This window comes from Bacillus sp. N3378-2at (assembly GCF_033412715.1).
Taxonomy (GTDB): Bacteria; Bacillota; Bacilli; order Bacillales; family Bacillaceae; genus Bacillus; species Bacillus subtilis.
In genome coordinates this window covers 735228-747825 of sequence record NZ_CP117986.1, presented here as the reverse complement: position 1 = coordinate 747825, position 12598 = coordinate 735228, and the positions used below count along the sequence as shown (strand labels likewise).

The 12598-nt window shown below is 41.6% G+C and carries 15 protein-coding genes and 1 pseudogene; 6 read left to right on the top strand and 10 right to left on the bottom strand.

Annotated elements, in window-relative coordinates:
- Window positions 1–110 precede the first annotated feature (110 nt).
- From csaA to PUN35_RS04160, 7 genes are all read right to left on the bottom strand, one after another.
- Complete coding sequence (gene csaA, locus PUN35_RS04190) at window positions 111–443, bottom strand: chaperone CsaA (RefSeq protein ID WP_014480003.1); 333 nt, start codon at window positions 441–443, stop codon at window positions 111–113.
- A 64-nt stretch (window positions 444–507) separates the two neighbouring features.
- Window positions 508–1233, bottom strand: coding sequence for a helix-turn-helix domain-containing protein (locus PUN35_RS04185; RefSeq protein WP_072592544.1), 726 nt, complete (start codon window positions 1231–1233; stop codon window positions 508–510).
- Window positions 1234–1247: 14 nt separating this feature from the next.
- Window positions 1248–1991 carry a GNAT family N-acetyltransferase gene (locus PUN35_RS04180; protein ID WP_014480005.1) on the bottom strand — a complete coding sequence of 248 codons (744 nt, stop codon included), beginning with the start codon at window positions 1989–1991 and terminating at the stop codon, window positions 1248–1250.
- A 77-nt stretch (window positions 1992–2068) separates the two neighbouring features.
- Window positions 2069–2644: a TetR/AcrR family transcriptional regulator gene (locus PUN35_RS04175; protein ID WP_014480006.1), complete on the bottom strand. Its 576-nt coding sequence runs from the start codon at window positions 2642–2644 to the stop codon at window positions 2069–2071.
- Window positions 2645–2649: 5 nt separating this feature from the next.
- On the bottom strand, window positions 2650–3351 hold the full coding sequence (locus PUN35_RS04170) for an MBL fold metallo-hydrolase (RefSeq protein ID WP_014480007.1): 702 nt from the start codon (window positions 3349–3351) through the stop codon (window positions 2650–2652).
- Between the two features lie 75 nt (window positions 3352–3426).
- Window positions 3427–3909 (bottom strand): GyrI-like domain-containing protein, encoded by a 483-nt coding sequence (locus PUN35_RS04165; RefSeq protein WP_014480008.1) that lies wholly within the window; start codon window positions 3907–3909, stop codon window positions 3427–3429.
- Window positions 3910–3962: 53 nt separating this feature from the next.
- Window positions 3963–4901, bottom strand: coding sequence for a helix-turn-helix transcriptional regulator (locus PUN35_RS04160; RefSeq protein ID WP_033881863.1), 939 nt, complete (start codon window positions 4899–4901; stop codon window positions 3963–3965).
- Window positions 4902–5107: 206 nt separating this feature from the next.
- On the opposite strand from PUN35_RS04160, the gene csk22 reads away from it, so the two are divergent.
- A complete protein-coding gene (gene csk22 / locus PUN35_RS04155) occupies window positions 5108–5653 on the top strand; it encodes a mother cell-specific sporulation protein Csk22 (protein ID WP_014480010.1) in 546 nt (181 codons plus the stop codon).
- Window positions 5654–5679: 26 nt separating this feature from the next.
- Here the strand turns inward: csk22 and czrA are convergent, their stop codons facing one another.
- Window positions 5680–6003, bottom strand: coding sequence for a Zn(II)-responsive metalloregulatory transcriptional repressor CzrA (gene czrA, locus PUN35_RS04150; RefSeq protein ID WP_003231284.1), 324 nt, complete (start codon window positions 6001–6003; stop codon window positions 5680–5682).
- Between the two features lie 194 nt (window positions 6004–6197).
- On the opposite strand from czrA, the gene PUN35_RS04145 reads away from it, so the two are divergent.
- On the top strand, window positions 6198–6875 hold the full coding sequence (locus tag PUN35_RS04145; RefSeq protein ID WP_014480011.1) for a lysozyme family protein: 678 nt from the start codon (window positions 6198–6200) through the stop codon (window positions 6873–6875).
- 89 nt (window positions 6876–6964) lie between these two features.
- Here PUN35_RS04145 and PUN35_RS04140 read toward each other — a convergent pair whose 3' ends face one another.
- Window positions 6965–7501: a DUF420 domain-containing protein gene (locus tag PUN35_RS04140; RefSeq protein WP_003231280.1), complete on the bottom strand. Its 537-nt coding sequence runs from the start codon at window positions 7499–7501 to the stop codon at window positions 6965–6967.
- 136 nt (window positions 7502–7637) lie between these two features.
- Window positions 7638–8420, bottom strand: a pseudogene (locus PUN35_RS04135) (VLRF1 family aeRF1-type release factor).
- A gap of 170 nt (window positions 8421–8590) precedes the next feature.
- Between PUN35_RS04135 and PUN35_RS04130 the strand changes: the two are divergent.
- From PUN35_RS04130 to desK, 4 genes are all read left to right on the top strand, one after another.
- Complete coding sequence (locus PUN35_RS04130; protein ID WP_014477061.1) at window positions 8591–9088, top strand: N-acetyltransferase; 498 nt, start codon at window positions 8591–8593, stop codon at window positions 9086–9088.
- A gap of 63 nt (window positions 9089–9151) precedes the next feature.
- Entirely contained in the window at window positions 9152–10129 is a 978-nt protein-coding gene (locus PUN35_RS04125) for a S66 family peptidase (RefSeq protein ID WP_014480014.1), read from the top strand.
- Window positions 10130–10290: 161 nt separating this feature from the next.
- On the top strand, window positions 10291–11349 hold the full coding sequence (desE, locus tag PUN35_RS04120) for a Delta(5) desaturase DesA (RefSeq protein ID WP_004399588.1): 1059 nt from the start codon (window positions 10291–10293) through the stop codon (window positions 11347–11349).
- 119 nt (window positions 11350–11468) lie between these two features.
- Entirely contained in the window at window positions 11469–12581 is a 1113-nt protein-coding gene (desK, locus tag PUN35_RS04115) for a two-component sensor histidine kinase DesK (protein ID WP_014480016.1), read from the top strand.
- Window positions 12582–12598 lie beyond the last annotated feature (17 nt).

Sequence of the window (12598 nt, the reverse complement as noted above, 5' to 3'; positions counted from 1 at the left end):
TGAATTGTGTAAGCCGATGTACACGCCTTTACGGCACACACGAATGTGGCGTGTGGTGCATCGCCTCAATACGCAAAGACGTTTGCCTTAGGCAAACGTCTTTTTTTGCGTTATCCGATTTTTGTGCCGTTTGGGACAGGCTGATCCGGCTGCAAAAGGACGACGTCGCCCTGGCCGGGTATGCCGCCGAGGACCAAGACTTCCGATTTAAATCCGGCGATTCGGCGGGGCGGAAAGTTCACGACTGCTATGACTTGCTTGTTGATGAGACCTTCCGGCTTGTAACGCTTCGTGATTTGTGCGCTCGATTGTTTTATGCCGATTTCAGTCCCAAAATCTATCACAAGCTTGATAGCCGGTACCCTTGCTTCAGGAAATTCTTCCGCTTTTACAATTGTTCCCGTTCTGATATCCAATTTCTCAAAGTCTTCAATAACTGCCATATTAATAACTCCTTTTTCTCCTATTGTAAAGGAGATATACAATATTCTTTTAACTAAAGAGCCATCATTTTTTATCCGAATATAAGGTGTTTCGATACAGGCGGGGCGGCATTCCTGTGCTTTTCGTGAACCATCTTGTAAAAGAAGAAAGGTTTTGAAAGCCCAGCGCCTCGCTCACGACGGTAAGGGTTTCATTTCTCTCCATCAGCATTCGTTTTGCTTCCTCAAGGCGAAGGTCGGCAATATAGTTCTGCGGGGACTTCCCTGTCTGTTTTTTGAACCAGCTTGAATAGTAAGCTGGGTGATAATGCTCGATTTCTGCCAGCTTCTTAATCGTCAGCCGCTCAAATAAATGGCTGTGAATGTATGCAATTGAGGCATAGCTATGGGATTGAAGCTTTTCTTTTATGTATTGTACTAGCATATGAAGCGAGTTGGCTGTTCCGGCCTTTGCTTCCTCTGTCAGCAAGTACCTGATCGAAGACCAGAAAGGATCGAGTGCAGCTTCAATTCCCGATCCTGCACGATACTCATCAATTTTCATTGCATGAAGCGGAACATCCAGTACAAGACATTCATTTCTTCCGATAGAACGGAAACGATGCTCGCACTCCGGCGGAATATATAAAAAATGATCTGGCTTTAATTTCACCTGGCGCTCTTCAGTCTCAAGATCAATACTCCCTTCAAGCGGAAAAAGAAATTGGCTGTATGCGTGCTTATGTGAATGATAAAGGCGTGTGTATGTCCGTTTTTCGCAAATCATCTCTTGAAGCGAATCCATCAGCAACCCCCTTCCTTTGGTCATCTTTTAATCCGGTAATGGTGTTCCGATATAGGCGAAAATCCGATCTTTTCATATAAAGAAACTGCCGCCAGATTGTCTTTCATCACTTGTAAAAACATGCGTTCCGCTCCGTTGTTTTTTGCCCATTCAGTCAACACCCTGATCACTTGGGTTCCTGCCCCTTTTCCTCTGTGCTCCTCAGCTACAACGATATTACTAAGTCCGCCATAACCATCAATGACAGAAACCGTGCCAAGCGCTGTCAGGCTTTCTTTGTCATACATCTTGAAAAAAGTTTTACACGGCGGCATGCGTTCGAAAATGTGTTTGTAACCTTTGTGACGCTCGGGTGAAAACCCTTCCAATTGAATAAATTCACCTATCCAAACAGATGATGGCTCTTGTTCCCACTTGTATGTAAATCGGCTGTTGTCATTTGTTCGGCTCATAATTGACCGGCACAACGCTGTCATCTGGAAGCACTCGTCTACCTTTTCATAACGGCTGTCTGCCAAAGCGTCATCAAGCCCTTTCGGTGATGCGTTGCTAATATGAAAACAAACAGGTAAGCCTAAACTTTGATAAAAAAGTTCGGCCTCTAGTTGAAAATTCCCTTCAGGCATATCCGCAGAAGTCCATACGCTATTTGCCCTTTTGGTTACGCCAAAATTCGCTCTGAGAAGCCATTGCCCTATGCTTTTTTGAAAATAAGCCGGCCATGAAGCTGCCGCTAACCGTTCAATCTTGTGAATGTCATCCATTGCATAATGCCTCTCCCCTATGTATACTCCCTTGATATTATACAATATTCAGAAATATAAGACATCCATTTATTTGTTTACATAATATTTTTATTATTTATTAATAATCCTGACAAAAATGTCCGAATTGAAAATGACAGGCTTTCTAAAATGTCCTCCTCACGTTCAAATGCTTCTTTTGCGATTAAAACAGTAAAGCCATGCAGCAGGCTTCTGAGCCCCCTTGTCGCATGAATGGCAGTCTTTTCACTTGCATAGCCGTTTTCAATGAGCAGCTTCGTCACAAGACAGACAATTTGGTCAGAGACGATTTCCATCCGTTTGTCCTGAACCTTAAGCAGAGCCGCTTCATAATATCCGGGATTTTCAATTGCAAAATCAACATATGCATGTGCTAAAGAAAGCATCGCGGAATCTCCCTTTCGTTCGGTTACGGAGTCCGCCATTTGATCAAAAAGCTTTGTCAGTCCTCTAACAGCAAGTTCTGCTCTGATCGCTTGCAGCCCGTTGATATGGTTATACAATGACGGGGGACGCACATTCATTTTTTTAGAAAGTGCCGCAAGTGAGACACCATTTACCCCTTCCTGATCGGCAATCTCCGCTGCAGCGTCTATAATCATTTTTTGGGTCAAACCTATTCTTGGTGACATGCTCATCATCCTTTCTTTGCTTTTTGGATTGCCTGTCTCATCCGCTCTGCGGGTGATCTCAGGAAATTTCCATGTCCGACAGCGAGACAGGAAGGCGCCTTATCGGCGAGCAATTGTGCGCTTTTGATGGCCTCCTCCTTATTCCATGTGGCGAAGGCGGGAAAAGGAAACGTCCATTTTATCTGACCTGATACAGCGATTCCTCCGCGCAACTGAAACGCATCTCCTGCTATTAAAGTGCCGTTTCTTGTATCAAGAAATGACATGCTGCCCGGTGTATGGCCCGGTGTTGGAATGGCAAGCAGAGAACCAATTGTTTCACCGCCCGTCAGCAGTTGGTGAGGCTTTGTTTGTATGTGTTTCGGAATACCTCCTTTTATAGGCGTCTGCGGCTCATCTTGCCGCAAGGATGTGTCACCTTGGAGCAAGAATGAATCCCGTTCCGAGATCATGACCTTTGCATGCGGAAATGTTTGTGCCAATGTATCCAGTGATCCGACATGGTCCCCATGTGCATGAGTCAGTAAAATATGCTGAAGCGGTTTTCCAAGCTGATTCACAGCTTGAATAATCCCTTTATAGCTGCCTGGCAGTGCGGCATCAATAAGGGTGACTTCGTTTTCTTCCTCTACTAAATAGCAATTAACCGGAAACAATGCTGGAAAAAAAGTCAGCTGCCAAACCGTTTGGTACTGAGTAATTCTCATCTTTTTACCCTCCTAACAAAAACTAATGGCGTTAGTTTTATTATTAACTAACACCATTAGTTTTTCAAGAGTTTATTATTTTTTTATCGCTACATAAATGTTAACTTGTGCTCGCTGTGGTACTGCGGCACTTTGATCATACATCTCAAAATCACCTGTAAACGTGCGCAGATGCCGCTTATCCCAAGTCCAAATTTCCTTCCACGTTTCAAGCACAATCTCTTCAATAGGACCGATTCTGGAAGTGAAAACGGCGTAAGCGGAAGCCGGCAAATCAATGTTTTCATATGGTCCCGGAAGAATGTCGTCGTATTCCTGAAACGTTCCGACTGAAAACGTATAAAACCCATTCGTCTCTTGTTCATAATTCGAATATAAGGCAATAATGCTCTTGTCTTTTTCAGCCTGTGATAAAAGAGCGCTCATATCCTGCTTCCAGAATTGGTCCCACAGTGCCGGAATCCTCCTTTCTTCCGTCATTTCCAGTGCGTTGCTTGTCCGTTGTGACAGTCCGGCAAATCGTTTCCGGTCTAAGTGTGTTATATGTGAAAAGCCCATACGATCTCCTCCTTTTTTTAAGATTATAGACAAAGAAACCTGACAGCAGTGTGTCAGGTTTCATATATTTTTTGCATGTGATGAATGGTTTCTTTTACTCTATCCCGTATATGAAGAGGCTGCAGAACCTCAATATCCTTTCCGAACTGGAGCAAAAAACCGATCAGCCATTGATCTTCTGGAAGTGAAATCACTGCCCGGCAGATTTCATCTTCCTCACAGTGAAGGACATCATATCCGAACCATTCACCTATACGCTGACGTGCTGCCGGCTGAACAAGAATAACCAATTCAGTTAAACGGCCCTTCTGGTACCAATTTCTATCCCATGGCAAAGTGTCCAGCTGAATGTCTTTTCTGATAAAGGTCTGATGTAAGATAGCCAGATCTTTCATCCGGTTTAGTTTAAAAAAACGAAAATCATTTCTTACCAGGCAGTAGGCATATAAATACCAGTGCCCCGCCTTGCAAACCAATGTATAAGGTTCAGTTTCACGAAGAAGTGTTTCCCCGCTTGCGCTTGTATATGTAAAAGATATCGTTGACAACCGATCGATGGCGGCGCTGATTTTCTCACGAAGCGCCTTTTGATCCTCGGTATGGCCCCATGCCGTCATGTCAATAAACCATTTTTCTGTTTGGTGCTTAAATGCTTGAGCAGATTGCTCAGGTATAAGGTGTTTGATTTTTTGATAGGCTGTGCTGTGAGAAATTGGTTCATACATAGATGAAACGCTTTGCAAAGCGGAAGCAATTGCAAACAATTCCTCCTCCTTCAGCCACTCTCTTTCAAGCCGATACGTTTCCATGATGCCAATTCCGCCCCCGGAACCCTGTGAGGTCACAATCGGAATACCAGCCCTATTGATCGTCTCAATATCACGGTAAATTGTTCTGACAGATACTTCAAACAGCTCAGCAAGCTCTGCAGCCTGCACTTGTTTTTTGCTGATCAATAACACAACCATCGCTAACAAACGTTCCAGTTTCATTCTGCGCACCTTTTCTTCTTGTATTTTCCAACAAAAACAATCATAACATTTTGATAAAGCTTGGGCATATCTATTATGCGGCGGAATACACCTTGCATATGCTATGAAAACAGGGGTTTCCCCTTCTTTTTTGTGTTCAGTATTTATTTCAGCTACTATTTCTGACCGGATAAGCATACACTTCTCAACGGAGGGGATTTCACATCATGCATCTTACACTTCAGAGCGTTTATCCTGCCATGATCATCATCTTTTTTCTGTATAAAAAAATTAAAAGGTCCATCGGATACCAGCCGCTGAAGCCCCGCTGGCTGTTCACCCGTATCATTCTTTTCTCGCTGTTTGCTTTTGGCCTTTCAATCTTCAGCGCCATTCACCCTTTTTTATATGGATATCTCATTTTGGGCATTCTTGGCGGATGGCTCCTTGTCTTTTTCGCTAAGAAAAACATCTCCTTTGAAAAACGCAGAGGAAAGATCTATTTTCGGACTCATATTTGGGTAGAGGTGATTCTCTTAACTTTATTTCTATCAAGATTTCTGTATCGAGTGACGGAGCTTTATCTTACCTCACCTGATCTAAACAGCCTTGGATCATACAGTCAGTCAATCGGAACGGACCCTCTGACAATTGGCGTCTGTTTTCTGATAGCCGTTTATTATATCGGTTTTTCTTCTTTTGTCATCAAGCTCAGCAGAAACGAACTCGAACAGCACGAATACAATAAAGAAAAAGACATCCTTGCCCGCTAACAGCGAGTTAAGCAAGGATGTCTTTTTCAATCATGCTGTGTATGATGGATCATTTGCTGAAGAACATCTAAAACATGTTCATCCTCCGGAGAGTAATAAATCGATGTTCCTTCTCTGCGCGATTTGACAAGCCGAAGATTTTTCAAAAATCTAAGCTGGTGGGACACGGTGGATTGCAGTAAATTCAGCTTTTCTGCAATTCCGTTTACAGCATGTTCTCCCTGGGACAATAAATGGAGAATCCTGATTCGGGTTGGATCAGAAAGCGCTTTGAATGTTTGCGCGACTAGAAACAGCGTCTCCTCGTCCAGATCAGCAGCCGATTGTTCCGTTTCTCTAAATTCAGTCATATGGTATCACCTTTCTTTATTCATAGTTTTATCTTATAACAAATGCGCTTGAGTGCAAACCAGCCTGCTTGTATTCCATTTCAATCTCATAGTTTAAATTTATGTTTCAAATCAGGTTTTTACTTGGTCTGATATACCGTCTTATGTCATAATAAAAAAGGTCATACTGCTCCAAACATTGAGGGTGAAACACAGTGAAGAAAAAGAGAAAAGGCTGTTTCGCTGCTGCGGGTTTTATGATGATTTTTGTCTTTGTCATCGCCTCTTTTTTATTGGTCCTGCTTTTTTTCAACCGGGATTTAGTCAAAAAACTTCCGATCGATACAAAAACGATTGTTTTGGAACGTTTAACCGATTACAAACCCTTGGTGGAAGAAGAGCTTGAAAGCCAAGGACTCTCTAATTATACATCACTCATATTAGGCATGATGTATCAGGAGTCAAAAGGAAAAGGCAATGATCCCATGCAGTCCTCTGAATCTCTGGGGTTAAAACGCAATGAGATAACAGACCCTCAACTCAGTGTTAAACAAGGCATCAAGCAATTTACCCTCATGTACAAGACCGGTAAGGAAAAAGGCGTGGATTTGGATACCATTATTCAAAGCTACAACATGGGGGCAGGTTACATTGATTTTGTAGCTGAACATGGAGGAACGCATACTGAGGAATTGGCAAAACAATACTCCGAGCAGCAAGTCAAAAAAAATCCTGATCTGTATACTTGCGGGGGAAATGCGAAAAATTTCCGCTATCCGTATTGCTACGGTGATTATACGTATGCAGAAAAAGTAAAAGAAAAAACAAAAACTGTTGAAGAATCTTTGCAGGTTGCAACACTTGAAACCATGGAATCCAAGGCTCATGAATAAGAGTCTATCAATTTACTGACAAAAGCCCAAAAATGAATTTGGGCTTTTGCCATGTTTACATGTAAAAAAAGCCATACTGAGTATGGCTTTTAGTAATACGGTGAAATCATCAAATATACAATAACGCCTGTAAGGCTTACATACAGCCATAGAGGCATTGTCCATCTCGCAATTTTTTTGTGGCGCTCCACCTGCATGCTGAAGCCTCTGATCAGCGTAAACAGCGCAAGCGGCACAATAATTGCAGAAAGGCAGATATGTGTAATTAAAATAAAGAAATAAATCGGGCGCATAATACCTTCTCCGCCATAGAGCGTGTTTTCCGCAATCGAGTGGTACGTCACATAGCAAATCAAAAATAGTAATGTTGTTGTGAACGCGGCCAAAATAAAGCGTTTGTGAGCTTTGATATTTTTCTGTTTAATCATAATCAGCGCGGCCAATAAGAAGATAAACGTAAAGCTGTTGAATATCGCATTCAGCATTGGCAAAATGTGAATATTCGCATGGCTGAACTGATCTAATTTAGGCATAAAAAACAGCACTGCGATTAAACCGTTAATCAGAACTGTCAGCGTAAGGACAATCCCCGTGTAATTTTTCGGTTTATTTTCTGTTTGGTTCATTTGGTGACCTCTCCTAATTTGTACTGGCTATCCAAATCGTATGCAAATTCAAAGAAGATGTCAACGGTTTCGATTGCTTCGTCAGAAATTAGACACACTTCAAAGGCCGGAGGCTATTAGCCCCGGCCTGTTAGGTTTACGCCTCTTTTATCAAATGTTCAATGACCTTATGTTCATTTTCATTCAGCAGGTTCTTTTGAATTTTCGAATGAATGGGTTTATTCATATGCTGATCCAAGATATCGGCCGTTTCTTTATCCCCGGCGATAACCATTCGTTCCCATCTTTTCGCGGCAGCTTTTTGATCAAGGCTGGCAGCCAGCCGCTTATACAGTCTCGATTGGTTCTCTGTTACATGTTCCCTCATCCGGTTCTCTTCAAATGGTGGCGCTTTGTCTACAGCGGAATGGCTATTCTTCCAAGACTCATTGATCATATCATACTCATAACGCTCCACCGCCTCAATTTTTCCTAATACGGTTTCAATAATTTTCACTTCATGCTGCTGAGTTAAAATAAACGCTGTACTTGGGTATGCCTGGCGCAAACCCTTCAGCTGATCCAGGACAGCTGTTTCTTCCCAGTAAAATCTTGTATCTACAGGGACTTGAAGCTAAATAGGTTCCCATATGCCGCTGTCGGAAACAAAAAACACGAGACTGCGGGGCATGTCTTTTCCCATTGCATTCAAGTATTGATTCATTTTAGCCCTGATTCCATCCAGACACTTTTCCTCCTCTGGATCACTAGCTGCCAAATACTCTTTTAATCGGCTGAATCCTGACTTTAGGGCAATCTTCCATTCTCCCCCCTGCTGCTCTGGATCTCTCATGTCTGTATTGAGATACAGAGAGAGAATTTTATCCGGCGGTTCCAATTGGACATACTGTAATTTGTTAATCAATGAATCAATCGCCATTCCGATTCCTCCTTTTTCACAGGTTAGTTTTCTTTTTCCTCTCTTAAAAACGATCAAACCTGACTTTCCGCTAATTTCTAGTAATAATGGAATTGTTGTTTACAATACGCCGCTCTTCTAATACAATTGGTAACTGTGTTTCTAAGCTGATTTTTGAAAGGAGTTTGATCTTGTTTACTATTAAAGAAAAAAATCGTCAAGAGCTTGAAGAAGAACTAAATGATTTAGAATTTCAAATTTATCGCATGCAGGAGAATATGAAGGATTTGTCTAAAGATGCCAAAGTGCTTGGTATTGATCAATCGAAACATGATGAGTGGATGATTGTTTCCTCGATTGATGATGGCCAAACATGCAAAATTATGCTAACTGATTGTAAAACGGCTTACCGAGGAAAAGGCTGTTTTTCACTTGTAGCGTCTTACAAGGACGATGCCATTCATATAGGGGATATAAAAGGCCCTCCGAATCACGGGTTTGGTTCCATTTGCATGAAATATTTAAAAGATATAGCAAGAGACCACAATATACCGAAAGTCACCGGAGACATCGCCAAACGGGATTGGAATCATGTAGACCGGCTGATTCACTTTTATGAAAAACATCAATTCAAAGTATGTATCGATCATGATACCCAATCCGGCAGCATTAAGTGGGTTGATTTGTAAAAAAGTCTGGAAGAAAGAGCCAAGATATGCTGTAATGGTATAAAAACATTGATGGAGGGTTCTATGTACGCCTCAAAACTGAAAAAGGGAGACGAAATCCGGATCGTGTCTCCCGCGACCAGCATGTCTATATTATCAAATGAAGCAAAAATTCAAGCAAAAACGGCGTTAGAACGCTTAGGTTATCGGGTAACCATCGCTGAACACGCAAATGAATGTAACGAATTTGATTCATCCTCTATCGAGTCAAGAGTCCAAGATCTGCACGCTGCCTTTTTTGATCCAGGCGTCAAAGCGATTTTAACGACACTCGGAGGGTTTAATTCAAATCAGCTGCTGCGTTATCTTGATTACGAGAAAATCAAACGACATCCAAAAATTCTGTGCGGCTATTCCGATATAACCGCTCTTTGCAACGCTATTTATCAAAAAACGGGTCTTGTTACGTATTCAGGCCCCTTCTTTTCAACATTTGCAATGAAAAAAGGGCTTGATTATACACAAGAGTATTTTCTTTCTTGCTGCGCTTCGGACGACCCGTTTGAAATTCTTCCTTCAAGTGAGTGGAGCGATGACCGCTGGTTTTTGGATCAAGAAAACAGGCGTTTTTATCCTAATAACGGCCCTGTTGTAATCCAAGAAGGTTATGCGGAAGGTACTTTAATTGGCGGAAACTTATGCACGCTTAATTTGCTGCAGGGAACGGAGTATTTTCCTGAAACAGAACATACTATTTTATTGATTGAAGATGATTATATGTCAGACATCCACATGTTTGACCGCGATCTGCAATCACTCATCCACCTCCCAGCTTTTTCACATGTAAAGGCGATTTTGATCGGCAGATTTCAGAAGGCATCAAACGTATCAATGGATCTTGTAAAAGCCATGATCGAAACAAAAAAAGAATTATCCGGCATCCCGGTCATCGCAAATATAAATGCCGGACATACCTCGCCAATTGCCACGTTCCCTATAGGAGGAACATGCAGGATTGAAGCTATTTCGGGTACATCACGAATATGGATTGATAAACATTAATCAGCTTGTAAATTTTTTTACAAGCTTTTTTAGCGCAATCGGTTATGCATGCCGCACGAGACATGACAAATGTCATATAGGAGGCATGATGTGTGCTACTACAAAAGACTTCTCTCATTAGCGTATACTGAACCGAGACACACAATGAGAGGATACTTACTATGACTGAACAAACCATTGCACATAAACAAAAACAGCTGACAAAGCAAGTCGCTGCATTTGCTCAGCCTGAAACAAAAAACAGCCTGATTCAGCTTTTAAACACGTTTATCCCATTCTTCGGCCTATGGTTTCTTGCTTATCTCAGCCTCGATGTCTCCTATCTTCTTACGTTAGCATTAACGGTGATTGCCGCAGGTTTTCTGACAAGAATTTTTATCATCTTCCATGACTGCTGCCATCAATCTTTTTTCAAACAAAAACGCTATAACCACATTCTCGGTTTTCTGACAGGTGTCCTGACTTTATTCCCGTATCTTCAATGGCAGCACAGCCATTCGATTCATCATGCGACTAGCAGCAATCTGGATAAACGCGGAACAGGAGACATCTGGATGTTAACAGTAAACGAATATAAAGCTGCATCCAGACGAACAAAGCTTGCATACAGACTTTATAGAAACCCGTTTATCATGTTTATTCTCGGACCGATTTATGTTTTTCTGATCACGAACCGTTTTAACAAAAAAGGCGCAAGACGCAAGGAACGTGTAAACACATACCTTACGAATCTGGCAATTGTCGCGTTGGCTGCCGCTTGCTGTCTGATCTTTGGCTGGCAATCGTTTTTACTGGTGCAAGGCCCGATATTTCTGATTTCAGGTTCAATCGGTGTTTGGCTCTTTTATGTGCAGCATACCTTTGAAGATTCTTATTTTGAAGCGGATGAAAACTGGAGCTACGTTCAGGCTGCTGTTGAAGGCAGTTCATTTTATAAACTCCCGAAACTGCTTCAATGGCTAACAGGCAATATTGGTTACCACCACGTTCATCATTTGAGTCCAAAGGTGCCTAACTATAAGCTTGAAGTTGCTCATGAACATCACGAACCATTAAAAAACGTACCGACAATCACCTTAAAAACAAGCCTGCAATCACTCGCGTTCCGTCTTTGGGATGAAGATAACAAACAGTTTGTGTCATTTCGGGCTATAAAACATATACCTGTAAGCCTTCCGCCTGATTCACCAGAAAAACAGAAGCTGCGGAAGAATGCCTGATGATAAAGGAGGTCTTCTAATATACTAGAAGGCTTCCTTTTTATTGTTGGAGGGTGCATTCTGGCTTTCACAATGATAAAGTTACAAGTAAGATGAAAAGCTGAAAATGAGGTAAGATCATGATTAAAAATCATTTTACATTTCAAAAACTAAACGGGATTACGCCCTATATATGGACGATATTTTTCATCCTCCCCTTCTACTTTATATGGAAATCATCATCTACATTTGTTATTATTGTCGGCATCATTTTGACGCTTTTATTTTTTTCGGTATATCGATTTGCTTTTGTCTCAAAAGGCTGGACCATTTATTTGTGGGGATTTTTATTAATTGGCATTTCAACCGCCTCCATTACCCTGTTCAGTTATATTTATTTTGCTTTTTTTATCGCGTATTTTATTGGAAACATTAAGGAACGCGTCCCTTTTCATATTTTATATTATGTCCATTTAATAAGCGCAGCCGTCGCAGCCAATTTCAGTCTCGTATTAAAAAAGGAATTCTTTCTGACACAAATTCCTTTTGTCGTCATTACCCTCATCAGCGCAATTTTATTGCCCTTTAGTATAAGAAGCCGCAAGGAGCGCGAACGGCTTGAAGAAAAGCTCGAGGATGCAAATGAACGGATTGCAGAACTGGTAAAATTAGAAGAACGTCAGCGAATTGCCCGCGATCTCCATGATACGCTTGGGCAAAAGCTTTCTCTTATCGGTTTAAAAAGCGACTTAGCAAGAAAATTGATATACAAAGATCCCGAACAAGCAGCTCGTGAACTGAAAAGTGTTCAGCAAACAGCGCGAACTTCTTTAAATGAAGTAAGAAAAATCGTTTCCTCTATGAAGGGCATACGGCTCAAGGATGAATTGATCAACATCAAACAAATTCTCGAAGCAGCTGACATTATGTTTATCTATGAAGAAGAGAAATGGCCCGAAAATATCTCATTGCTGAATGAAAACATTTTGAGTATGTGCTTAAAGGAAGCTGTCACAAATGTCGTCAAACACAGCCAGGCTAAAACTTGCCGAGTTGACATTCAGCAGCTCTGGAAGGAAGTTGTGATAACAGTGTCTGACGATGGAACATTCAAAGGAGAAGAAAATTCCTTTTCAAAAGGACATGGCTTACTCGGGATGAGAGAACGGCTTGAGTTTGCAAATGGAAGCCTTCACATCAATACCGAAAACGGAACCAAGCTTACCATGGCAATTCCTAATAATTCAAAATAAACATAAAGGATGGCTTA